This window comes from bacterium (genome assembly GCA_037128595.1).
Classification (GTDB): domain Bacteria; phylum Verrucomicrobiota; class Kiritimatiellia; order CAIKKV01; family CAITUY01; genus JAABPW01.
The window spans coordinates 1-21,987 of sequence record JBAXWB010000046.1 but is presented as its reverse complement, the minus strand read 5'-3'; the positions used below and the strand labels follow the sequence as shown (position 1 = coordinate 21,987).

At 56.0% G+C, this 21,987-nt stretch carries 22 protein-coding genes; 9 read left to right on the top strand and 13 right to left on the bottom strand.

What is annotated here, in order from left to right:
• Positions 1–223 precede the first annotated feature (223 nt).
• Positions 224–1,234 carry a transposase gene (locus tag WCS52_18605; GenBank protein ID MEI6169198.1) on the bottom strand — a complete coding sequence of 337 codons (1,011 nt, stop codon included), beginning with the start codon at positions 1,232–1,234 and terminating at the stop codon, positions 224–226.
• Between the two features lie 268 nt (positions 1,235–1,502).
• On the opposite strand from WCS52_18605, the gene WCS52_18600 reads away from it, so the two are divergent.
• The 5 genes from WCS52_18600 to WCS52_18580 all read left to right on the top strand — a co-directional run bounded on the left by WCS52_18600 (position 1,503) and on the right by WCS52_18580 (position 6,207).
• Positions 1,503–3,098: a thiamine pyrophosphate-dependent enzyme gene (locus WCS52_18600; GenBank protein ID MEI6169197.1), complete on the top strand. Its 1,596-nt coding sequence runs from the start codon at positions 1,503–1,505 to the stop codon at positions 3,096–3,098.
• 61 nt (positions 3,099–3,159) lie between these two features.
• Positions 3,160–3,642 (top strand): 2-oxoacid:acceptor oxidoreductase family protein, encoded by a 483-nt coding sequence (locus WCS52_18595; GenBank protein MEI6169196.1) that lies wholly within the window; start codon positions 3,160–3,162, stop codon positions 3,640–3,642.
• Between the two features lie 11 nt (positions 3,643–3,653).
• Positions 3,654–4,979 carry a phenylacetate--CoA ligase gene (locus tag WCS52_18590; GenBank protein MEI6169195.1) on the top strand — a complete coding sequence of 442 codons (1,326 nt, stop codon included), beginning with the start codon at positions 3,654–3,656 and terminating at the stop codon, positions 4,977–4,979.
• On the top strand, positions 4,976–5,410 hold the full coding sequence (locus tag WCS52_18585) for an ACT domain-containing protein (GenBank protein ID MEI6169194.1): 435 nt from the start codon (positions 4,976–4,978) through the stop codon (positions 5,408–5,410). The genes WCS52_18590 and WCS52_18585 overlap by 4 nt, the downstream gene beginning before the upstream one ends.
• Before the next feature lie 20 nt (positions 5,411–5,430).
• Positions 5,431–6,207 carry an alpha/beta hydrolase family protein gene (locus tag WCS52_18580; GenBank protein ID MEI6169193.1) on the top strand — a complete coding sequence of 259 codons (777 nt, stop codon included), beginning with the start codon at positions 5,431–5,433 and terminating at the stop codon, positions 6,205–6,207.
• Between the two features lie 37 nt (positions 6,208–6,244).
• Here the strand turns inward: WCS52_18580 and WCS52_18575 are convergent, their stop codons facing one another.
• From WCS52_18575 to cysK, 10 genes are all read right to left on the bottom strand, one after another.
• The gene (locus WCS52_18575; protein MEI6169192.1) at positions 6,245–6,664 is read right to left on the bottom strand and encodes an arsenate reductase ArsC; all 420 of its coding nucleotides are present in this window, start codon (positions 6,662–6,664) and stop codon (positions 6,245–6,247) included.
• Positions 6,657–7,178: a methionine biosynthesis protein MetW gene (locus tag WCS52_18570; protein MEI6169191.1), complete on the bottom strand. Its 522-nt coding sequence runs from the start codon at positions 7,176–7,178 to the stop codon at positions 6,657–6,659. The genes WCS52_18575 and WCS52_18570 overlap by 8 nt, the downstream gene beginning before the upstream one ends.
• Positions 7,179–7,249: 71 nt before the next feature.
• The gene (locus tag WCS52_18565; GenBank protein MEI6169190.1) at positions 7,250–8,545 is read right to left on the bottom strand and encodes an O-acetylhomoserine aminocarboxypropyltransferase/cysteine synthase family protein; all 1,296 of its coding nucleotides are present in this window, start codon (positions 8,543–8,545) and stop codon (positions 7,250–7,252) included.
• Positions 8,546–8,576: 31 nt separating this feature from the next.
• On the bottom strand, positions 8,577–9,413 hold the full coding sequence (locus WCS52_18560) for a DUF3034 family protein (protein MEI6169189.1): 837 nt from the start codon (positions 9,411–9,413) through the stop codon (positions 8,577–8,579).
• 457 nt (positions 9,414–9,870) lie between these two features.
• On the bottom strand, positions 9,871–11,058 hold the full coding sequence (locus tag WCS52_18555) for an aminotransferase class I/II-fold pyridoxal phosphate-dependent enzyme (GenBank protein MEI6169188.1): 1,188 nt from the start codon (positions 11,056–11,058) through the stop codon (positions 9,871–9,873).
• An 11-nt stretch (positions 11,059–11,069) separates the two neighbouring features.
• Complete coding sequence (bioB, locus tag WCS52_18550) at positions 11,070–12,074, bottom strand: biotin synthase BioB (GenBank protein ID MEI6169187.1); 1,005 nt, start codon at positions 12,072–12,074, stop codon at positions 11,070–11,072.
• The gene (locus tag WCS52_18545) at positions 12,071–12,811 is read right to left on the bottom strand and encodes a Type 1 glutamine amidotransferase-like domain-containing protein (protein ID MEI6169186.1); all 741 of its coding nucleotides are present in this window, start codon (positions 12,809–12,811) and stop codon (positions 12,071–12,073) included. The genes bioB and WCS52_18545 overlap by 4 nt, the downstream gene beginning before the upstream one ends.
• Before the next feature lie 2 nt (positions 12,812–12,813).
• Positions 12,814–14,031 (bottom strand): cysteine desulfurase, encoded by a 1,218-nt coding sequence (locus WCS52_18540; GenBank protein ID MEI6169185.1) that lies wholly within the window; start codon positions 14,029–14,031, stop codon positions 12,814–12,816.
• A gap of 5 nt (positions 14,032–14,036) precedes the next feature.
• Positions 14,037–15,335, bottom strand: a complete 1,299-nt coding sequence (locus tag WCS52_18535) for a hypothetical protein (GenBank protein MEI6169184.1) — start codon at positions 15,333–15,335, stop codon at positions 14,037–14,039.
• An 80-nt stretch (positions 15,336–15,415) separates the two neighbouring features.
• Positions 15,416–16,372: a cysteine synthase A gene (cysK, locus tag WCS52_18530; GenBank protein ID MEI6169183.1), complete on the bottom strand. Its 957-nt coding sequence runs from the start codon at positions 16,370–16,372 to the stop codon at positions 15,416–15,418.
• Between the two features lie 173 nt (positions 16,373–16,545).
• Between cysK and WCS52_18525 the strand changes: the two genes are divergently transcribed.
• Positions 16,546–16,812, top strand: a complete 267-nt coding sequence (locus tag WCS52_18525; protein MEI6169182.1) for an HPr family phosphocarrier protein — start codon at positions 16,546–16,548, stop codon at positions 16,810–16,812.
• A gap of 44 nt (positions 16,813–16,856) precedes the next feature.
• On the opposite strand, the gene WCS52_18520 is transcribed toward WCS52_18525, so the two are convergent.
• Together WCS52_18520 and WCS52_18515 are read right to left on the bottom strand one after the other, a co-directional pair.
• Positions 16,857–17,759 carry a sensor domain-containing diguanylate cyclase gene (locus WCS52_18520; protein MEI6169181.1) on the bottom strand — a complete coding sequence of 301 codons (903 nt, stop codon included), beginning with the start codon at positions 17,757–17,759 and terminating at the stop codon, positions 16,857–16,859.
• A gap of 303 nt (positions 17,760–18,062) precedes the next feature.
• Positions 18,063–18,563: a hypothetical protein gene (locus tag WCS52_18515; GenBank protein MEI6169180.1), complete on the bottom strand. Its 501-nt coding sequence runs from the start codon at positions 18,561–18,563 to the stop codon at positions 18,063–18,065.
• Positions 18,564–19,026: 463 nt separating this feature from the next.
• On the opposite strand from WCS52_18515, the gene WCS52_18510 reads away from it, so the two are divergent.
• The 3 genes from WCS52_18510 to WCS52_18500 all read left to right on the top strand — a co-directional run bounded on the left by WCS52_18510 (position 19,027) and on the right by WCS52_18500 (position 21,668).
• Complete coding sequence (locus WCS52_18510; GenBank protein ID MEI6169179.1) at positions 19,027–19,410, top strand: helix-turn-helix domain-containing protein; 384 nt, start codon at positions 19,027–19,029, stop codon at positions 19,408–19,410.
• A gap of 248 nt (positions 19,411–19,658) precedes the next feature.
• Positions 19,659–20,645 (top strand): site-specific integrase, encoded by a 987-nt coding sequence (locus WCS52_18505; GenBank protein ID MEI6169178.1) that lies wholly within the window; start codon positions 19,659–19,661, stop codon positions 20,643–20,645.
• Between the two features lie 456 nt (positions 20,646–21,101).
• A complete protein-coding gene (locus tag WCS52_18500) occupies positions 21,102–21,668 on the top strand; it encodes a PEP-CTERM sorting domain-containing protein (GenBank protein ID MEI6169177.1) in 567 nt (188 codons plus the stop codon).
• The last annotated feature ends 319 nt before the right edge of the window (positions 21,669–21,987 follow it).

Below are 21,987 nucleotides of genomic sequence, written 5' to 3'. Positions count from 1 at the left end.
GGTGAGCGCCGAATTACCATCTCATTATTGTTGTTTTTGAAACATGACATCCTAATTTCGGGGACCAGTTTCAGGTCAGCTATGCCCCTTTACCCGAACAGTCATATACGATTAGCCTTGCATGCCGCAAAAGTAGCCCCTATTCCCCAACTGCAAACAATACCCGACCACTCCGGCATTGCACCGGCCTCGGCTCACACTGGCCATTCTCAAGAAAAAGCCTTTAGGCAGGTGCGGGATCGCCCATCACATTCACCCGCAACTTCCGGGCTGTGACTAAATCGCCCCAGTCTCCACCCTTCATCGCCCGCGCACCCTCTTCCCGCTTGGCGCTGAAATGTTCACGGTGCCGCCGAAACGCATCCTCCACAAAGGCCCGACTTCCAAAAATCACGCCATCCGTAAAGTAGCGAACCCGGCAGCGAAGCAACTCATTCATCGGTAATTTCCCCTTCACCACCATAACCTGCTCGACCGTGTCGATGCTAAAGCCTAGCCGCATCGGATTCCCGGCTGCCGTCACGCCTCGAGTTTCTCCTTTTACATAAAGTAATTGGCGGTACCGCCCGGCCACCTCACTCCAAATACCAGGTTCTCCAAGCGCCACGCCAAGACCTGCCTGCGCCAGCTTCGAGCCGCCCATCGCCTCCCCATAGCCAGTAAAGCGATAATCTTTGGGATCCGTCACCATCCCTGCCCGCACAGGATTCAAGTCAATATAGGCCGCCACCGCACTCAACCCGCCAGGGGAATCATCCACCAATACGCTCTTATACCGCTCCTCCCACAATGTCCCCACGCGGGCATGGCGTCGGTTATACGATATACTTACCCGCTGTTTGAGTGCCTTCATGAATTCCGCCAGGTCATACATCCGCCGCACATATGGCGCTTTCACCAGCTCGGCCGCCTCATGGTGCCCACCCTGCCGTAATCCAGCGATATGCGTCAGGAGATTCTCCACCACCGTCTTGTCGTAGAGGAACGACAGTCGCCGCCCAAACTCACCATCCTCAACAATCTGCCGTTCAGGAACATACAACAAGGCATGATAGTGGTTGGAAAGAATGGCGAAGGTTACAATCTGAACACCAGAATAGCCTTCTACAGCCCGCAGGATCTTCCTGAACCGCTCCCGCTCGGCATCATCATGGAACACAAAGGCACGCCCGACTACCCGCGAAATCACATGATAATAGGCCGCCCCCACCTCAACGATTCTGGCTGTACGCATATTCTTCTCCTAGGGCTTACCACCCCTAACTACGCATATATCTATACTGTATTAGTTTAAGTGTAAATAATTAGTTTACTATTAACCTGTCCCTGGATTTCTGGATTTCCGATCGTCATGGACAGGGACGCGGAAACAGATCCGAACCAGCCGTCGATCCATGCGGCGCGCACGTTCGCCGCTGGGGAACCGCAACGATGTCGCTTTTGTGCGTGACCGGATTTGAGAGTTTTGAGATGCTTCGCCGGTCTTTTAAAAGGTTACAACTATGGCTGAACGACATCTTCTCAGCGGTAATGAGGCCGTCGCCTTGGGCGCGCTCCATGCCGGCTGCGCCCGGGGAACCGGGTATCCCGGCACCCCCTCAACGGAAATTCTTGAAAATTATGATGCCATTGGCGGACAGGCCGAGTGGGCCCCCAATGAAAAAGTGGCGGCCGAGGTCGCGCTGGGCGTCGCCTTCGCCGGCGCCCGCGCCATGGTGACCATGAAGCACGTCGGCCTGAACGTCGCCTCCGACGTCCTCTTCACCGCCGCCTACAGTGGCGTGCAGGGCGCCCTGGTATTCGTGGTGGCCGACGACCCCGGCCTGGCCTCCAGCCAGGACGAACAGGACACGCGCCGCTATGGAATCGCCGCCGGCGTTCCGGTCATTGAGCCCGCCGATTCACAGGAGTCTTACGACTTTATCCGGTTGGCCTTCACCCTCTCGGCCCGCTGGAAAACCCCGGTGATTCTCCGCATGACCACGCGGGTGTCGCACACCACCGGCATTGTCCAGCCTTCGGACTCCATTGAAACGCCCGCCCCCCCGCATTTCGTGCGTGATATCCCCGGCCGGGTCATGATCCCGGGCCACGCCCGCATCAAACACAAGGCCCTGCGCGTCAAACTCGCGGAAATCCAGGCTTGGTGTGAAACCGAGGGGCCCAATGTGCTTCTACCCGGCACCTCCGGTATCGGTATTGTCTCCGCCGGCGTCGCCAGCGTCCATGCCCGCGAAGCCTGTCCGGATGCGGCCGTTCTCAAGCTGGGCATGACCTATCCCCTGCCCTTCAAGTTGATTCTTGATTTCCTGAAGGACAAGACCCAGCGGTTTGTCATTGAGGAAAACGATCCTGTTCTGGTTGAACAGATCCGGGCCGCCGGCGGCGATGTGCCCTGGAACCCGGAACTTTACCGCATGGGCGAACTGACGGTGGACCGGGTGCGGCGCATCCTCAAGGGGGATGCCACGCCTGAACCGCCGCCTCCGAAAGCACGTCCGCCCCGCCTCTGCAACTCTTGCCCGCACGGGTACGTCTTTGAGGTGCTCAAGAAGCATGATTGCATCGTCTCAGGTGATATCGGTTGCTACACGCTGGCCGCCCTTCCTCCGCTGTCGGCCATGGACTCCCAGATCTGCATGGGGGCCAGTATCGGCATCGGGCTGGGCCTGCGGCATGTGCTGCCTGAAGCGGAGGCGCGCCGGGTGGTCAGCGTCATCGGCGACAGTACCTTTATGCACAGCGGCCTGACCGGCGTCGCGGAGATGGTCTTCAATCCGCCCCCCACCGGCCATGTGCTGATCGTGTTGGACAACCTGACCACCGCCATGACCGGCCAGCAGGAACATCCCGCCACCGGCCGCCGGCTGGATCATACCCCCACCACACGAATCATGATCGAGGAGGTTGTACGGGCCATGGGAATCAAGAATGTTTTCGTGCTGGACCCGGTGCGGCAGATCGCGGAACTTGAGGAGACCCTGGTCAAGGCGCTGAAGACCAATGAATTAACGGTCATCGTCGGCCGCCAGCCCTGCCTCCTCGCCGCAGGTCGTATCCGGTCCTACGAACAACCCGTGAAAATCAACCCGGCCTAACCGCCCCCAGGAAAAAGATTTTGAACAGAAGCAAGCAAAGATCGCTAAGGCACTACTCCCTATGAACCTTCACTCAAAAACAACTAACATCCGGATCGCCGGGCTCGGAGGGATGGGCATCCTCAAGAGCGCGCAGGTGCTTGCAGAGGTGCTGTTCCGCGCCGGGTATGACGTCAAAAAAGCCGAGGTCCACGGCATGAGCCAGCGGGGTGGTTCGGTCACCAGCGATATCCGGTTCGGACAGAAAGTCCTCAGCCCGATGATTCCCAGCGCCGAAGCTGACTTTCTCCTGATCCTGGCACCGGAAGAACTTGAAAGCCATCGGGCCTCATTACGTCCCAATGGGATCCTGATCAATGCCCAGTCGTTCGACGAGGTGACCCTGCCCAACCGCAAAAGCCTGAACATCGCCATGCTTGGCACCCTGAGCCGGCATCTGGACCTCCCCGTCGAGGCCTGGCAGAAAACGATCTGCGACACGTTTCCCGAAAAACTGCGCGCCATCAACCTGGCGTCATTTGAAGTTGGCCGTCAACTTGCCTGATAAGGAGCCCCATGAGCAACAGTCCCATCCACCCCGACAGCTATGCGGATTTCCTTTGCCCCGACGAGTTGCAGCGCATCCAGCTCCACCGGCTCCAGACCGTGGTGCAGGACTCCTACGACCACGTGCCCCTGACCCGCCGGCGGATGGATGAGCTCGGGCTCAAGCCGGAACACATCAAAACCCTGGCCGATGCCGCCAAGTTGCCGTTCACGCAAAAAACAGACCTGAGGGATACCTATCCGTACGGACTGTTTGCCCGGCCCATGAAGGAGGTCGTCCGCCTGCACGCCTCCAGCGGCACCACCGGCAAGCCGATTGTGGTGGGCTATACCCGCGATGACATGAAGGTCTGGTCCAGCGTCATGGCCCGGACCTTCTGTGCCGCCGGTCTGAGCGAAAACGATGTGATCCAGAACGCCTTCGGCTATGGCCTCTTTACCGGTGGACTGGGCGCCCATTACGGGGCCGAAGCCCTGGGCGCGACCGTCATCCCCATCTCCGGCGGCAACACCGAACGGCAGATCATGGTCATGCAGGACTTCGGCGTTACCGCGATCTGCTCGACCCCCAGCTATTTCCTGCACCTCATCGAAGCGATTGAGGCCACCGGCACGGGCTTCAAGGAGTTGAAACTCAAGGCCGGCGTGTTCGGGGCGGAACCCTGGACGGACGGCATGCGCGCCCATATCGAGGAACGGGCCCACATCAAGGCCTACGACATCTACGGCTTGTCCGAGATCATCGGCCCGGGCGTGGCCACCGAATGCTCCCAGCAGACCGGCCTCCATGTCTTTGAGGATCATTTCCTCATGGAAATTGTCGACCCGAAAACGGGGCAGGTCCTGCCAGATGGCGAAGAGGGGGAACTGGTGCTGACCACGCTCAGCAAGCAGGCGATTCCCATGATCCGCTACCGGACCCATGACATGACGTCCATCATTCCTGAACGGTGTGCCTGCGGCCGGACCATCCGCCGGATCCGCCGGATCAGCCATCGCAGCGATGACATGATCATTATCCGCGGCGTGAATGTCTTCCCGTCGCAGATTGAAGCCGCGCTGCTGAAGGTGGAAAAATCCCTCCCGCATTACCAGATTGTCCTGAGCCGCAAGGAAGGCCTTGACCAGATCGAGGTGCAGGTCGAAGTGACCGCCGAGATGTTCCGGGACCGGGTCAGCGCCCTGGAGCAACTCCAGAAGAAATTCTCCCATGCCATCGAGCATGTGGTCGGGCTTCGGGCGCAGGTCCGGCTTGTGGAGCCGCAAACCATTGCCCGTAGCCAGGGCAAGGCCAAGCGCGTGATTGATCAACGGAAAGAAGGGATGGCGTTATGAAGCTGAAACAACTTTCGGTATTTCTTGAAAACAAACCCGGCCGCCTGAGCCAGCCCTGCAAGGCCCTCGCCGAGGCCGGTATCAACATCCTCACCCTCTGCCTCGCCGACACCGAACAGTTCGGCATCCTGCGACTGATCGTCAAGGACTGGGAAAAGGCCAAAGCCGTCCTTGAGCAGACCGGCTGCGTCGTCAATGTCAGCGAGGTCCTCGCCATCGAGATTCCCGACCACCCCGGCGGCATGGCCGGTGTTCTAGCCCTCCTGGAGCCCAATGCCGTGAACATCGAGTATATGTATGCCTTCACGCTGAAACGCGGCAGCAATGCCATCCTGATCGCCCGGATCGTGGAGGCCGACCGCGCCATCGAGATCCTCCGTCAAAAAGGCATTAATGTCCTGGACGCCACCGCCTTCTTCTCATTCACCTGACTTTAAAAGGATCCTGTACCATGGCACTGATTCAATGTGATTTCTTTTCCGACACTCTCGGGCTCTGCTCGTCGATGACCGTCATTCTCCCCCAGAATACCAAAAACCAGATCGGCCTGACCGGCAAGGCGGGGACTAAAAAACATCCCGTCCTCTATCTCCTGCACGGAATGTCGGATGATCACACCATCTGGCTGCGGCGCACCTCCATCGAGCGTTACGTCTCGGATTTGGGTCTCGCCGTGGTCATGCCGGCCGTCGCCCGGAGTTACTACACCAACATGTCGTGCGGCATGAACTATTGGACCTTTATCAGCGAAGAACTCCCGGCGATCGTGGAATCGTTCTTCCCGATATCCGATAAACGGGAGGACACCTTCGCGGCGGGCCTCTCCATGGGCGGCTACGGGGCCTTCAAACTGGCGCTGGCCAGGCCGGAGAAGTTCTGCGCTGCGGCCAGCCTGTCCGGGGCCCTTGACCCCCAGGAATTGTCCACCGTCATGCCGGAACGCAAGCTCGAACACCACAGCACCTTTGGCGAGCCGCCGATTTATGGCTCCACCAATGACCTCTACTACCTTTCCCGGGAACTGGCCAAATTGAATGCCGCCAAACCCAAGCTCTTCCAGTGCTGCGGCACGGAGGATTTCCTGTATCAGGATAACCTGAAATTCAAGGCACACCTGACCTCCCTCAATTTCGACCTGACCTATGAAGAAGGCCCGGGCAATCATGAGTGGGGATACTGGGACGCCCAGATCCAGAAAGTTCTCCGCTGGCTCCCCCTGAACCGCTAGTGTCCTGCAAGACATGTACGTTAAATCAGGGAACAGGTTAGAGGGATAGTGATTCAACAAAGACCCTGATCTCATCGCGCACGCGCCGGTACGTTTCCACCTCGCTGGGCGGCGAGACGTTGAGTGAGGATTTGGAGGGCGCCTCGAATCCAGCATGAAACAACCGGGTTGAACCCAGGACGGGAGGCAATTGCTCCCGAGCGCAATCGCTCAGTGTGATCACATAGTCGAAGGTCTCCATTCCCATCGTGCTAACCGGCTTTGACCGGTTGCCCGCGATATCCACCCCGACCTCAGCCATCACCCCGACCGTCTGGGGATCCATGCCACTGCTCACAATCCCTGCGGACCTCGCCTCAATGGAGTGGCCGTGCAACCGGTTCGCCCAGGCTTCGGCTATCTGACTCCGACAGGAATTCCCAGTGCAAACAAACAGGATCCGCTGCCGCCTACGCATGGGTGCCATGCCCCCCAATCACATAAATGGCGGTTTGCGCTCTCCGTTTCGGCCAGAAATACACCTGCCGCGAGCCTTTGAGAAAGATACTCCGGTCCACATAGTAGCCCAACCGGGAGAGGACGGACCTGAACGAAATCAAATATCCCGCTTCCCGGAATGAGACAATCCCAAAGCGGGCCACGCGCAGCATCTCTTTCAACACAGAAATCGGGAGTTGCGGTTTATCCAAAACCTGGTTCAGGATCACAAATTCGAAGCTCCGATCTGCAAAATCAGACAGCCCTTCCTCAATGTCACCGCGTTCGACCGAGAGCCCGCGGGCCCGGCAGTACCGGACCTTCTCCTCGTCCTTCTCGACCCCTTTCCCATGCGCATCTTTCTGGGCCAGTAGCAGGGATAAAAACTGCCCGTCTCCACACCCCAAATCCAGCACCCGTGTGCCCGCGGGGATGAAGTTGACAATCGCCTTCCAGTCAGGCCGTTCGGTGGGTGGTGCTGTTAAATCGCTCATAGCCAATCCTCCCGGGCGAAAAAAAGGGGGAGAGGGCGGCCTTACGGTGGCCCCCTCCCCTGCGGCCTCCCTCAGGAAACCGTTTTCTTCAGCGCCTGTTCGATATCCTCCTTGATGTCTTCCACATCCTCCAACCCGATGGAAAGGCGGATGTAGTCCGCCGTCACCCCGGTCTGCTGCTGCTGTTCGGGGGTCAGTTGCTGATGCGTGGTCGAGGCCGGATGGATCACCAGACTCTTGGCATCCCCAATGTTGGCCACGTGGGACAACAGCTTTGCCGAGTTGATGAACGTCTTCCCTGCCTCCAGGCCCCCCTTGATGCCGAAACCCACCAGCCCGCCATAGCCCTTCTTCAGGTACTTCGAGGCCAGCTTGTAACTGGGATCGTCTTCCAGGCCTGGGTAAGTGACCCAGCTCACCAACGGGTGCTGCTTCAACCACCGGGCGATCTCCAGGGCATTGGACGAGTGCTTCTGCTGACGCAGCGGCAGCGTTTCAAGACCCAGCAGGAACTGGTGGGCGTTGAAGGGACTCAAGGCGGCCCCCAGGTCACGCAGCAACGTCACCCGAACCTTGAGAATAAAGGCCACGTTGCCGAGCCCCGGCACGTTGCTTAACGCGTCCCAGTAAACCAGTCCGTGATAGCTCGGATCCGGCTCTGTGAATTCCGGGAACTTCCCGTTGTTCCACTTGAACTTACCCGAGTCCACGATCACGCCCCCAATACTGGTGCCATGCCCACCGATATATTTCGTCGCGGAATTAACCACAATGTCCACCCCATGATCAATCGGGCGAACCAGGCCGATCCCTACCGTGTTATCCACCACCAGCGGAATCCCTGCTTCGTGGGCGATCTTGGCGAGCGCTTCAAAGTCCGGCACATCCAGTTTGGGATTGCCGATCGTCTCCGCATAGATCGCACGGGTCTTGCTGGTAATCGCCCGCTTGAACGCCTCCGGGTTCCGCGAGTCCACAAACTTCACCGTACGTCCCAGCTTCGGGAACGTATGGTTGAACAGCTGATAGGATCCGCCATACAGGTTATTCGCCGCCACAATCTCGTCGCCCAGCTGCGTAATCGCCAGCAAGGCGTAGGAGATCGCGGACTGCCCTGACGCCACGCCCAAGGCGCCGGTCCCGCCTTCCAGCGCGGCGATCCGCTGCTCAAACACATCCGTCGTTGGATTCATGAGCCGCGTGTAGATGTTGCCGAACTCCTTCAGGGCGAACAAATTCGCCGCATGATCCGAGCTCTTGAACACATAGGAGGTTGTCTGATAAATCGGGACCGCGCGTGATCCGGTGGTCGGATCCGCCTGCTGCCCCGCATGTAATGCCAAAGTACTAATACCCTTCGTAGCCATTTTGCGCTCTCTTTCTTTTTTTGATTTTAAATTAAAATGCGTACTGCGCGCTCAGAACCAGTCCATCACCCAACCCGGTCGTGGTAGTAGACTTCTCGTCACCCGCATTCACATAGGCCCCCACCAGGGTCAGGTTCTTGTTGGCGAAATAGGCGAGATGCGCATCCCAGTAATTCGCATTCTTGAACGTGTCAAATTCCGCGCCTTGCTTGTACTCAAAGCCCACCGCCAGGAATGACAACGGGATCACATCGATATTCCCGAAGAAGGTAAGATCGCTGTTCTTGTTGTAACCAAACACGCCGGTCACCTGCTCTTTAGTAGAGAGCAATCCGCCTGAGATCAGCACGGGCACCGGCAACTGCGTGATCAGCTTGGTAGCCACCCCGTAGTAATCAAAAGCACTGTCATCGGAACCTTCCGCGACATTATCCGTTGACTTCCGGATGGAACCGACCGCGATGGCAGGGATGTAAGCCTTGCCGCCCGCATTCTCTGGAACCACCAGCAGTTTGGCGCCGATATTCGACTTCTTGATGTTCTCCCCCTTGGGCGCCACTACTTCATAGCCATAGGATAATTCAAGCCGATCATAGATCGTCTCGGACACCCCGATCGCGGTCCAGTCCACATTCACATCGCTCAGGTTGACATACCAGGCGCCAAACTGAGGCTTGCTCAGAGGACTATCTGATTTCTCATCTTTGTTCTGTCCTGAGGGATACGCCAGGGGATTGAACGCCACACCCCCGTTCCCCTGCAACCCGTTCAGCGGCACCCCGGCCTGCGCCGAGATCGCCAACGACAACCCGATCACTCCCGCCACCAAACTCCGCTTACCCGTTTCAATCAAACTCTGCTTATTCATTTGCTTCCTTAATATTCTCTTAATTTGTTTTATTATTTTCTTCTACAGATCCAAAAAAAATCCCGCCTACCTGATTCCGGTTGCGGGCTTATGCTGACGAACGTTGTTAATTACCTTCAACAATATCGCATAGCCCACCTCTCCGGAGATTTACAACAGCAACAACCATCGGCCCTATTCATAGCCCCTGTTCTGCTCTCCGCAACCTTTGATGTTATATATCTCATACACTACCGATATTATGAATCGATACTCTTGTTAATCAATCGACTAACTTAATAATTACACAGTAGTGACCTTTTGTAAATCAAATTTTAAAGTTTTTGCAATGGGTCACTCATGAGGGGGTATACGAATTGACCGAAGGACTTGTAGTAACCGGCGTCCCCGCCGGTAATGCGCGAAAAGTGCCGCCGACACGGCGGCTACTACAGCGCCTGGCCCTGGCGTTCTAAACTCAAGAGCTGGCCCGTGAGCCACGGGCCAGTCTGGCTTTCGCCCGCAGGGTGAGCAGGCGCTCTCCTGCGGCGTGCAACGTGCCGGGCTGTTTGGCGAAGTGGAACCGGATCAGGTGTCTGACCGGCTCGCGGAAAAAACTCGAGCCCGGCACCGCCGCGACCCCGACCTCCCGCGCGAGCCATTCGCAAAATGCCGTATCGTCGTCCCAGCCGAACCCGGATATATCCACCATCACGTAATAAGCCCCCTGCGGCCGGGTATAAACCAGGCCAGCCTGATCCAGGTACTTCAGGAACAGGTCGCGCTTTCCGGTATAGATCGCCTGAAGGTCCCGGTAATAGCTGTCCGGCAGCTCCAACCCCGCCACTGCCGCTTCCTGTAACGGAGCCGCCGCCCCCACCGTGAGAAAGTCATGAACCTTGCGCACCGAGTCAATCACGGCCGCCGGCGCGATCACGTAGCCAAGCCGCCAGCCGGTGATCGAATACGTCTTGGACAGCGAACTGCAGGAGATCGTCCGGTCGAACATGCCGGGTAACGATGCAAAATAGACATGCTCGTGCGGCGCGTAGAGAATGTGTTCGTACACTTCATCGGTAATGACGAAAACATCGTGTTTCTCGGCTAATTCCGCGATGAAAAGCAACTCGGCACGCGTGAACACCTTCCCTGAAGGGTTGGAGGGGTTGCACAGAATCAGCGCCTTGGGTTTCAGCTCAAAGGCCCGACGCAGTTCGTCGGGATCAAAGGCGAAATCCGGTGGACGCAACGCCACATAGATCGGTTCGGCGCCGGTCAGGATCATATCCGCGACATAGTTCTCGTAAAAAGGCGAGAAGACGATGACCTTATCGCCCGGATTGCAGGCGGTCATCATCGCCGCCATCATTGCCTCGGTGCTCCCGCAGGTGACAACGAAGTGCGCGTCGGGATCGAGCGCCAACCCCATGAAGCGCGACTGCTTGCAGGCGAGCGCCTGCCGGAATTTCGGTGCGCCCCACGTGACGGCATATTGATGCGGCCCGTGGCGGCCGGCGCGTTCGGCCGCCTTCAGCAGCGCCTCGGGCGGATCGAAATCCGGAAAGCCCTGGGACAGGTTGATCGCCTGATATTCATTCGCTACCCGGGTCATACGCCGGATAACGGATTCGGTGAAATGGTTGGTGCGCTCGCTGGTGATCGGCATAAGAAGTTTTTTTACGCGTCCGTGATTTCGACCACATCGAAACCAGCCATCTCCAGCATCCGTTTGTCGGCCTGATAGCCTTGGCCCGGAGTGGTCAGATAGCCGGAAGTGAACATCGAGTTGGCCGGATAGAGGGCCAGCACCTGTAGGGGACCCAGGCAGGCTTCCCGCCCGCCCGCAATCCGGATCTCCCGGTCGGGATGAACAAACCGGAACATGGCCAGCGTGCGCAGGACATCCCCTGCGGCAATCCTGGGCCGGTTCATGAGGCCGGTTCCCGGGCGCGGATCCAAAAAGTTCAGGGGAATGGAATCCGCCTTCACCTCGCGCATGGCCAGCGCCAGATCCACCCGGTCTTCCAGGGTTTCCCCCATGCCCATCAGGCCGCCACTGCAAAGCTCCAGCCCCGCCGCTTTCACGCGGGCCGCCGTGGCTTTGCGCTCGGCATAGGAATGGGTCGTGCAGATGGTGGGGAAAAACCGTTCCGAGGATTCCAGGTTGTGGTTGTACCGGTCCACCCCCGCCGCCTTGAGCTCCGCCGCCTGCGCATCGTTCAGGATCCCCAGCGACACGCAAATGGAAAGCGGATACTCGCGTTTGATCCGCCGCACCGCCCGCATGATCCGTTCGAGATCCTCCCGTACCGGAGAGCGGCCACTAATGACGATACAATACCGGATGGCGCCCATCTCCATGGCTTGCTTCGCCCCCTCCAGCAATTCTTCCTCACTCTGGAGCGGGTAACAGGGAATGTCGCCGGTGCTGATGCTGGACTGACTGCAATACGCGCAATCCTCACTGCACCCCCCGCTCTTGGCGTTGCGGATCACATGCAAACTGACCTTCCGGTTGAAATAACGCTGCCGCAGCAGGAACGCCGCATGCAACAGGTTCAGCAGCTCATTCTCATCCGACCTCAGAATCGCCAACGCCTCTTCGCGCCGGATCCCCTCTCCCGCCAGCACCCGGTGGCTCAAAGCGACCCAATCCCTCTTATTATCCGGAGTTGTTGTCATATCTGGTACTCGTATTCCGATTGATGGACAAAGAAAGCGGGATTGATATCACCAATGTTGTCCACCCGTCCATCGCGAAACGTGTAGCGGTGCACGATCCCGCCAATCGCTTCAATCCGGTGATCGGGATGGATGCGTAGCCCCATGGAGGTAGGAATGCCATAGCCGATTTCCCCGTCCACCTGACGCAAGCGCAGGAGCATTTTCAATTCCTCCCACCCATCCGCCTCGTCGTGCATATCGCATACCAGCGGGACAATCCCGATGCAGTCAAAGGCCCCTGCGGTGGAGTCATCATCCGGATCACTCCAATGGACCCATTGCCGGGACAGCAGGATGCTGCCTGCCGAGAACCCCGCCAGAACGGCTCCGGCCCGGAACCGGGCCCTGATCAGGTCCGCCATGTTCCGCTCACGGATGAGCCGCATCCCCAGTTCCACATCGCCCTCACTGATGAAAATCACATCGGCAGACTCCAACAAGGCGCGGGCACCAGCCAGATCCGCATCCGGCGCCGCCAGGGGAACGAGATCAATCCGGCCGGCCCCCGTCCGTTCAAAAAGCGTTTTGATCACATTGAAAAAAACGCGGTCATCGCCGCTGGCGGTCCCGATATAGGCAACCTGCGGGCGGAGTTTGCCGGTTTCCGCCAGCATTTCGCGGATCAGGGGGTCGCGGGATTTCCGGTGATGGTAGGAATCCCCCGAAAGCAAATAGACTGGCTTAAGCCCGTTCATGGTCAGATATCCAAAACATCCTTGAGCCCCGCGATCAGGCGGTCGATGTCCGCATGGGTATTGAAGACATGGGTCGAGGCCCGCACGGTTCCTTCCGAGTGCAGGCGATGATGCAGGATGTGGGCGCAATGATAGCCGCCGCTGACCAGGATCTGGTGCCGGTCATACAGCTGACGGGCCACCGTATCGGCACTGAACCCCGCCGCATCCACGATGAAACTGGCCAGCCCCACCCGCTGAGACAGGGGGACCGTTCCGGCCAGAACGCGTACCCCGGGAAGGGCCGACAGCCCCTCCACCAGATGGCCCCCCAGTTCCCGCGAGTGTTCATGAACCGCCGTCATACCGATCGTCCGGAGATAGGCGACCGCCGCACCCAGCCCGATCACGCCCTCAATATTGGGTGTGCCCGCCTCGAAACGGAAGGGAAGGTCGTGCGGGACAAACGTCTCATCGCTATGGAGTTTCACCATCCCGCCCCCCGTTTGATACAAGGACAGCGCCTCCAGCCGCTCCCGCTTCCCATACAAAATCCCAACCCCGGAGGGGCCAAGCAGTTTATGTCCGGAGGTGACCAGGAAGTCGCAGTCCAGCGCCTTGACGTCAATGGGCACATGGCTGGCACTCTGGGAGGCGTCAATGAGTGCGGGCACATTCCGGGCATGGGCCTTGGCGATCCACTCCTCTACCGGCGCCAGCACACCCAGCGTATTTGAGACCTGGGCGAGTGACACCAGTCGCGTCCGGCCGGACAGGAGCGAATCGATTTCGTCATAAAGGGGGACCCCTTCGGCGTCGAGGCCTACGGGGAGGACCCTGGCCGCCACACGCCAGGGCATGAAATTGGAGTGATGCTCGGACGCCGGAAGAATCACCTCATCCGCCGGGGTCAAGCCGAGTCCGTGCGCCACCAGATTGATGCCGTCCGTGGTATTGCGCGTGAAAATGATCTCATCCGGCGAGGCATTCAGGAACGAGGCCACTTCATGGCGGGTTCGTTCAAAAAGTTCGGTGGCTTCTTCCGAAAGGCCATGGACCCCGCGATGGACGTTGGCCGTATGTTCCTCATAAAACCGGGTCACTGCGTCGATGACGCATTGGGGCTTGGGCGCAGTTGAGGCACTATCCAGATGGGTGATCGGCTGGCCATCCACACGCCGTTTGAGAAGGGGAAAATCACCTCGGGTCCATGCCAACGGGTCAATTCGGGCTGAGTTCATCGGGCCTACTCTCCTGTCATAAACAGGTCTTCAGGCTCCCACGTTCCCACGGTTCGAGCAAGGCGAAATTTCCCGGATGGCTCGGTCGGAATGGAGGCCTCCGGCCGCATGCTGACCGATATGCCCGCCCCGTAGAGTGACCGGAGCCCTGCCTGGATCGTCAGCAAGGGCGGAGTCTGGTTGGCCGCAGCAACATAATGGAAAATAATGTCGAGCGGGCCGATCTGCTCGGCCTGATAGGTCACCAGCGTATCCGTTTCCCCCACCGTCCGGTCAAGCTCCTCCACCGACACGGCACGACCTGCTGTGGTAAACGTCAGGTCGCGCACCCGGCCCAGGATCCGCGAGACGGTCAAGCCTCCGGAGCGGCCACAGGGACAGGCCTCAGGTTCAAGCCGGACGAGATCGCCCACATCAAAACGGAGCAGGCTGACCCAGGGATTCCCCAGGGTGGTCACCAGAATCCGGCCAGCGAGCGGATCCCCATGAGAGGCCTTCAAGGGTTGGAAATCGAGATGACAGAACCCCGTGTTCTGATGGAAGCGGCCATGCTCGCATTCGGTCAGGATATGGCCGGTTTCGGTCGACCCATAGGAACTCAGGATCGGGGTGCGGGGAAAGGCCCGGCGCATCTGCCGGTAATGGAGCCGGGAGGGGAATTCGTAGGTCAGGGTAATAAACTGCGGCTGGAAGAGGGGCCGCCCCTGCTCCAGGGCATAGCGGCACAGAATGGCCAGATACGCCGGATCCGCCTCCAGCAGGTCCGGTTGGAACTGGGCCAGTTCCCGGATCATCCGATCCATATCACGCGGCAGCCAGCGACAAGGATCCGCTTGCTGGTTTAAAAACAGCAACCGGCCCAATGTGCGATCCGCCATCGAAAGATCCCCGATATGGCAAACGGTTCCGGCACATAAAGGAGTGGTCAGCACGGCCTCACGCTGCTGACCGGTAATGACCTGATCCAGGCCGGTATATAAAAAAGAAGCCGCCTTCTCGGAGGCATCCCACCAGGGCTGATACCAGACAATCGAGGAACGGTCTTCCGTAGTGCCACTGGTGGTGACCAGCTCCACTTCACCCGCTTCGACACCGGCCCTGAAATCCCGGTCGCGGGGAATAAACCCCTTGGGCATATGCGCGCGGATATCCCGTTTCGTCAAATGAGGCAAGGCCTCGTAACGTTTTTCGATGGGGTGACCAGCGCCAGGGTCATAGTGTCTCCACCGCTCATAAAACGGCACATTCCGCAAGGCCTGCTCCAGCGCCTGGGTCGATGAGGAAGATGGGATAATCCGTTGCATTGGGAAGTGTTGAGGGGTCGGGGTTCAGGGTTCAGGCAAGGCGATTAAATCCATTTTCCCTGAACCCTGTCCCCTTTTTCTCAGCCAATTCCTTCAAAGAGCACGGTCGAGAGATAGCGCTCGCCCGCATCAGGCAACACCACGACGATCGTCTTGCCGGCGAACTCATCCAACTGGGCCAGGCGTACGGCAACCGCAGCAGCGGCGCCGCAGGAAATCCCGACCAGCAACCCCTCCTCTTTCGCCAGACGGCGGGCAAAGGCCACGGCCTCAGCGCTGTCGACCTGCTCCACGCGGTCCACCACGGAAAGATCCAGTGTGTCGGGAATGAAACCTGCGCCAATGCCCTGGATTTTGTGAGGCCCGGGCTTCAATTCCTGACCCGTCAACTTCTGGGTGATGACCGGGCTTTCCTTGGGTTCCACCGCAACGGAAATAATCTTCTTCCCCTTGGTGTTCTTGATGTAGCGGGACACCCCACTGATGGTTCCCCCTGTCCCCACACCCGCCACCAGCACGTCAATGGCGCCATCGGTATCATTCCAGATTTCCGGACCGGTCGTGGTCTCGTGAATGGCCGGATTCGCCGGGTTCTTGAACTGCTGCGGCAGGAAGTACTTGGCCGGATCCGAGGCTGCAATCTCCTCCGCCCGCTTGATGGCCCCTTTCATGCCTTCACTCCCGGGCGTCAAAACCAGATTCGCCCCGAAGGCGGCCAGCACACGCCGCCGTTCAATGCTCATGGTCTCAGGCATCGTCAGAGTCAGCTTGTAGCCACGGGCCGCCGCCACATAAGCCAGGGCGATGCCGGTATTACCACTGGTGGGTTCGACGATTTCAATGCCGGGCTTCAAGACCCCGCGCTTCTCAGCGTCCCAGATCATGGCCGCACCAATACGGCACTTGACCGAATAGGCCGGATTACGTCCCTCGATTTTGGCCAATACGGTAGCCTTTGCACCCTTCGTCACTTGATTGAGTTTGACCAACGGTGTGTTGCCGATGGACTGGGAATTATCACCATATACCTTGCTCATACGTCTCCTTGTGTTAAAATGTTTGCTTTACTTCAGCTTCTCTACACGATCTATAGAGAATGTAATGTATCATCTTTTGATTGTCAATACTTTGGTCGTAAAATTATCATAATTTTATTTACCCCACTTTAACTATCATGATACTCTAGTAATTATCAGAACCGAGCAGGATTATGAAAACAAGAGAGATCATTGTTAATGCTAAAAATGGCCTTCACCTGAGGGTGGCGGGCGAAATCGTCAAGCTGGCGAAAACGCATGAATGCCAGTTGTCTCTTTCATGCCATGGGTGCAAACATGCCAACGCCTGCTCCATCATGCAGCTGCTCACCCTGGACGCCACCAAAGGCACCAAACTTGAAATCCATGCAGATGGGCCTGATGCGGAATTCCTGTTCGAAAAAATATCCGACCTCCTTTCAGACGGCGCGGGGATTTAGAGAACATATACCATTATTCATAGCCCCAGTTTGGAGCCCCCATTTCACCCCAGAGTCAGCCGGTTTCTCCCCTGTCGCTTGCTCTCATAAAGGAGGGTGTCGGCTCGTTTGACCACTGTCTCCGCGGTGTCATTATCACCGATAAGCGTCGCCCCTATTGAAATAGTAACACTGAGCCTATTGCCGCCAACCGACAAGTACGAGTTCTCAACCAGCACTCTCATCCGCTCCCCAAGTTGTTCAAGTTGCCTCGAGCTCACATTCCGGATGATGGCGACAAACTCTTCTCCTCCCCAGCGACCTACCAAGTCGAAGGGTCGCGAATTCTTGGTCAGGGTGTCTGCGACATACTTGATGACTTTATCCCCAACATCGTGCCCGTAGGTATCGTTGAACTTTTTAAAATGATCAATATCCATGAATAAAATGCCAAAGAGAATGCCCATCCGTCCATGCTCTGCAAAGCGTGTCGCGAGCTCCCTCTCCATGTAACGCCTGTTGGCTAAATGGGTAAGGCCATCCAACAAAGCCATTTCCTCCAGCTCCTTGAGTCTCAATTCAATGGCATCCGCACTACTGATATCGGTAAACAATTCGGCACCCCCCATAATCGTTCCCTCAGGGGTTTTCAATGGACTGCTACGGACAAAAACCGGCACCCTATGTCCATCTCTATGATGCAGATAGATTTCAGCCTCCCGCGCCTGTCCATCAGTCATCGTGAATGCCAGAGGACATTGTCCCATACAAAGACTGCGCCCATTTCCATCCACATGCGTAAGGATAGAGTCGGAACAGGATCGCCCGATGACTTCATTCGCAGAAAACCCGGTAATCTTCTCTGCCGCTTTATTCCAGTAAAGGACGACTCGATTCCTATCGACGATATATAACCCTTCATGGAGATCGTCCAAAATCCGGCTATAGGACTCTTCATTAAGAATCATCAATTCATCCCTTTCTCACTTGGCAGCGCTCATCAGGTAAGACATTTACGCGATCCCCGAAATACCATGAGTTGAGGCAGAGCTCAGAAAACGAGCGGCATTTTCTGCATTTAAGCTCCACCAGTGCCTCATGTTTTTGAACTCATTATCGCTGTCGAATTTTTTAAATTGTAGCGGGAAACATGCGGCGAGTCCATTCTATTCCCTACCCCTTTACTAGAGATCGAGGTTTTGCCATCTCCAGGTTCTTCAATGGGTTTGGGTTGGTTGGCTATCAGCCCCCGCTGTGGTTCAATGCGGAATCTATCCGCTTGCACATCCATTTTCTTGGGGATAGAACTCCTCAATGGCCGTCTTCATCATAACGATATGCTGACGGAGGTAAGCGGCAGATTGCTTTCTGCTATGTGCGATCTTGGCAATCTTGACCAACTCCTTTTTGATTACCAGCTCGCGGTGGGTATCAGAGAGTTTTGGCAATTTCAGGCTAATGAGGCTCCCCAAGCCATAAAGGTGCGAATCATTGAGCTCCAACTCGCTGATACTTCCCCAAAATTCACCATCAGGCATCTTGAGCCGGTAGAGCGCCCAGTAATTGTATAGCGATTGGGTTGACACCCGCATATCCGGATGCTCTGACAGGGACTCTATGACCCCTTGTCCATATATACTCCCACCGCATTGGTCAACAAGCCTCTGGATTTTCCCTCCAATCCCGTAACGATGCTCCATCATCCTCTGGTCAAGGTCATTGATACTCGCCACCGCCTCATCCAACTCTACCTTACTTATTTTATTATCCATACGATCCCCCACCCCTGTTTTTTGGTGGAGGATTAAAAAATAAGCCGCCACCAAGGCAGGAAGCAGCCAAGTCAGCGACTTGAACTAAAACACTCCCTACTCTGGTGGCGGCCTGCAGAATCGAACTGCAACCTCTGGCGGTTTCCTGCCAGCGCTCCCGTGAGCTATGCTACCGAATCAACTTGGAAATCACCTTTGATCCCCATCAAAGATCGTCATACTCGATCTTGGCTCAACTTTTTTGATTATACACCATTCCCCATAGACCAACAACTCTGAATTAATCATAAGTTGTTCACTATCAGGTGGTTTGCACTATGTCAAGGAGTGCAAAACTCGACTTAGCCCCATCAAATCTCGTCACTGTTCACTGCTAATCCCCTTCATTCCAACGAGTTCAGACTTATTTCAAAATAATTCACTTCCAAGACATTTCCACAGAAGGTTTACTGTATAATTGTCCATGTCATCTGGAATTACACACAATTGCAGGCCCAGCCCCTCCCAAGGGACTGGCCGCCAATCATCGCTTGATAATGTGGATTCCCCAGCGGTATCAGATCACCTCCAGCAACCAAGCCGTCAGCTTCTCTTTGAAAAGAAGTATTCGGTTCCACAGGCGGCAAAGATGTTGGGGCTGGGGGAGACCAAGTTGAGGGAACTTATTAAGAAGGGTCTGATTGCCGTGGTGATGATTGACGGGAAATATCTGCTACTGGAGGGGGATCTGGAGGCTTTTCTCCTCAACCACTATGGCAAGGTGAGGGAGGTCGAGGTCAATAAAGCCAGTATGACCCCCCTTCCCCAATCTATCGCCAATTCGCCACTTCTTAGAAAGGCTGGTTGAGGCACCCTATGGCGACCTGCAAACATAGCCTGATCAAGCATCCAAAGGGTGGGCACTGGTATACCCGTATCCAGCGCGGTGGGATTGTTAAATACTTCCCCTTTGGAACCAGTCGCCGCCAGGCTGAACAGGATCTGCAGGATCTGGAGCGAAGGATTGCCAGGGGGGAGGTCTCGTTTGCTGAACAGGAAACCACTCAAACCCTCCTCTCCAACGGCAAGACAGACGTCAGGATTGAGGAGTTGGCCGTGAAACATCTGGAATGGGTCAAGAACAACAGGACTTTAGGAACATTTGAGATGAGACAACATTATGTCCTCAGATTTCTTGATTATATTGGCACTCGTATGGTTTCACAGATTGGGCTGCCTGACTTTGACGGATTCCGTTCCAGTGAAATTAGAAAGAATCCCAATATGAAAAACCCTGCCAGTGAGGCTTTGCGGCATATCAGGACGATGTTTCACTGGGGGGAGGATAATGGAATCTGTGATATGCCTGTCAGGAAATTCCCGGAGATCCGTTTTGAGCCACCACAGACCAAAACCCTTACCCAGGAAGATTTGGCAACCCTGCTTACCAAGGCTCCCGCTGACTTCAGTGCGATGATTCGTTTTGGGATCATGACAGGACTGCGACCTCAGGAAGTCAGGGGGCTACGGAAAGAGCATCTTCATCCGGGTTCTGATGGTGGATTTTATCTGATGATTGAGAAGCACAAGACCGCCAGGCACTCCAGCTCCCCAAAGCCCAGATCCGTCCCCCTTGTCGAGGATGCCCAGGATATCTGGAATCGTTGCATCCAATCGCACCCCAAGTCCCCGTATATCTTTCTGAATGATGATGGGGAGCCCTACATAGCCAGAACATACAGACAGCGGTTCCGTAGGTTATGCAAAAGGGCGGGGGTCAGGGAAGCCCCGCCATATAGTCTTCGTCACTGTTTCGGCACAGCCTTGGGGGCGGCAGGGGTTAATCAGTCTGTCATTAGTCAACTGATGGGGCATACGAAGCTCCAGACCACCGCGAGATACATCGGTTGCAATGATGAGGCTCACAAAAAGGCCACGGGGATCATTGAGCAAAAACTAAGGGATGCCATGTCCAAAATGGTGAAAATAGAGGCAGTCTCAGCTGGGTCAGATGCAGAAACGGGCAAAAACCTGTCGCCTGACCTGTCGCCTGTGAAAACTGAGATGATGAGTGAAAAGCAGGGAATACCACGAGACCACTGATATCATTGGATAGAACGGTGGTAGGCGATATAGGACTCGAACCTACGACCCCTACCATGTCAAAAGCCCTGGGAAAATCACACAATTTCTTCCATTCGCAAAGCATTGCTATATAACGCTTTACATTATCTATTTGCATTAGCCGCCCATAATTTTCCTCAAATCGCCCGGAGAATCGCCCGGAAAGTATCTTCCTGATATTGGAAATTAATTGGCGAGGAGTCTTCACCACCGCCCTTTTTTAATCGATTGTAAAAGGCATCTCTATCGGATGGGACTGCTTGGTGAAGGTTATTGAATGTGCCGCCCCCTTAAAAAATATCCCCGACTATTTCCATCCTCTATTGTTTCTATAATTGACAACAATCCCATAAGGTCCATTATCCCTAACAAGTAAATCTTCGTCAGAACGCCAGAGAACTAAAGTTTAAGCCAAATAATCAGAGGAGCCTCAAAATGAAGTCATTCAAGTGGTTTGTTTGCTGTATGATGATGTTGGCGATCTACTTCACTCCGATATCGGCTTTTGCCATTGCCCAAATTTCATGGTCTTATAATGGCTCATTAGCAACACCGATTCCCTCTGTTACTTCAGGCTGGCTTGTCGAAATGTACCGAGATGTCGGCGGGAATACGGTGCTAGGATCGATTACTTCCTTTAATTCATCGGATATTCCACAGGGAGCATCAGCCAATGCAAGTGATGATGTGCTGCTGGGGGCATCCTTTCAAACCACCGTAAATGGTTCTTTTAACTGGTCGGCAACACCGGCCAATTCCATTTCAGGGGCGAGAGTATATTCGGTGCTGTTCAATAACTCAGTCCTAACCGCTGCAACACAAGCATGGATCATAGATACTACGCCAACGACCATTGGAGCAGGCCCGTTTACCTATACTGCAAATGCAACCATCAACTCCATAGGATCTGGTCCTCTAACAGTAGTTCCCGAACCGTCATCTCTTGCCTTGGTTGGGGTCGGCTTGGCTGCAATTGCTCTGCGGCGGCGTTACGGGAAATAACCAAATCCCTACTGCACCACATTGAATCTGATATAAAACGTTTGTATCCCCCATTGCCTTGAATGTCATTACCCCTTCACCCCCCCTCTCCCTGCCCCCATAAGAAACAAATACATTATCGGCGGTAAATGGACGGCACTCCCTGATAGCGGTATAATTTGGTTAATGGGAGACAGAAAATAAGTGAGAAAGAGTTTCCCAGAGAACGGGCGGCATCAGGTAGGCAAATCACAGATGCCGCTCTTATCATTTAAGCCCCTAACCTTGTCCCCGATTCTCTCTTGCCCCTCCTGCACTTCCCGTTTATCAAAAAGATGAA

Excerpts from the sequence above, each read along its gene's own strand:
- WCS52_18605 (MEI6169198.1), bottom strand. The coding sequence starts at position 1,234 with ATGCGTACAGCCAGAATCGTTGAGGTGGGGGCGGCCTATTATCATGTG.
- WCS52_18600 (MEI6169197.1), top strand. The coding sequence starts at position 1,503 with ATGGCTGAACGACATCTTCTCAGCGGTAATGAGGCCGTCGCCTTGGGC.
- WCS52_18595 (MEI6169196.1), top strand. The coding sequence starts at position 3,160 with ATGAACCTTCACTCAAAAACAACTAACATCCGGATCGCCGGGCTCGGA.
- WCS52_18590 (MEI6169195.1), top strand. The coding sequence starts at position 3,654 with ATGAGCAACAGTCCCATCCACCCCGACAGCTATGCGGATTTCCTTTGC.
- WCS52_18585 (MEI6169194.1), top strand. The coding sequence starts at position 4,976 with ATGAAGCTGAAACAACTTTCGGTATTTCTTGAAAACAAACCCGGCCGC.
- WCS52_18580 (MEI6169193.1), top strand. The coding sequence starts at position 5,431 with ATGGCACTGATTCAATGTGATTTCTTTTCCGACACTCTCGGGCTCTGC.
- WCS52_18575 (MEI6169192.1), bottom strand. The coding sequence starts at position 6,664 with ATGCGTAGGCGGCAGCGGATCCTGTTTGTTTGCACTGGGAATTCCTGT.
- WCS52_18570 (MEI6169191.1), bottom strand. The coding sequence starts at position 7,178 with ATGAGCGATTTAACAGCACCACCCACCGAACGGCCTGACTGGAAGGCG.
- WCS52_18565 (MEI6169190.1), bottom strand. The coding sequence starts at position 8,545 with ATGGCTACGAAGGGTATTAGTACTTTGGCATTACATGCGGGGCAGCAG.
- WCS52_18560 (MEI6169189.1), bottom strand. The coding sequence starts at position 9,413 with ATGAATAAGCAGAGTTTGATTGAAACGGGTAAGCGGAGTTTGGTGGCG.
- WCS52_18555 (MEI6169188.1), bottom strand. The coding sequence starts at position 11,058 with ATGCCGATCACCAGCGAGCGCACCAACCATTTCACCGAATCCGTTATC.
- bioB (MEI6169187.1), bottom strand. The coding sequence starts at position 12,074 with ATGACAACAACTCCGGATAATAAGAGGGATTGGGTCGCTTTGAGCCAC.
- WCS52_18545 (MEI6169186.1), bottom strand. The coding sequence starts at position 12,811 with ATGAACGGGCTTAAGCCAGTCTATTTGCTTTCGGGGGATTCCTACCAT.
- WCS52_18540 (MEI6169185.1), bottom strand. The coding sequence starts at position 14,031 with ATGAACTCAGCCCGAATTGACCCGTTGGCATGGACCCGAGGTGATTTT.
- WCS52_18535 (MEI6169184.1), bottom strand. The coding sequence starts at position 15,335 with ATGCAACGGATTATCCCATCTTCCTCATCGACCCAGGCGCTGGAGCAG.
- cysK (MEI6169183.1), bottom strand. The coding sequence starts at position 16,372 with ATGAGCAAGGTATATGGTGATAATTCCCAGTCCATCGGCAACACACCG.
- WCS52_18525 (MEI6169182.1), top strand. The coding sequence starts at position 16,546 with ATGAAAACAAGAGAGATCATTGTTAATGCTAAAAATGGCCTTCACCTG.
- WCS52_18520 (MEI6169181.1), bottom strand. The coding sequence starts at position 17,759 with ATGATTCTTAATGAAGAGTCCTATAGCCGGATTTTGGACGATCTCCAT.
- WCS52_18515 (MEI6169180.1), bottom strand. The coding sequence starts at position 18,563 with ATGGATAATAAAATAAGTAAGGTAGAGTTGGATGAGGCGGTGGCGAGT.
- WCS52_18510 (MEI6169179.1), top strand. The coding sequence starts at position 19,027 with ATGTCATCTGGAATTACACACAATTGCAGGCCCAGCCCCTCCCAAGGG.
- WCS52_18500 (MEI6169177.1), top strand. The coding sequence starts at position 21,102 with ATGAAGTCATTCAAGTGGTTTGTTTGCTGTATGATGATGTTGGCGATC.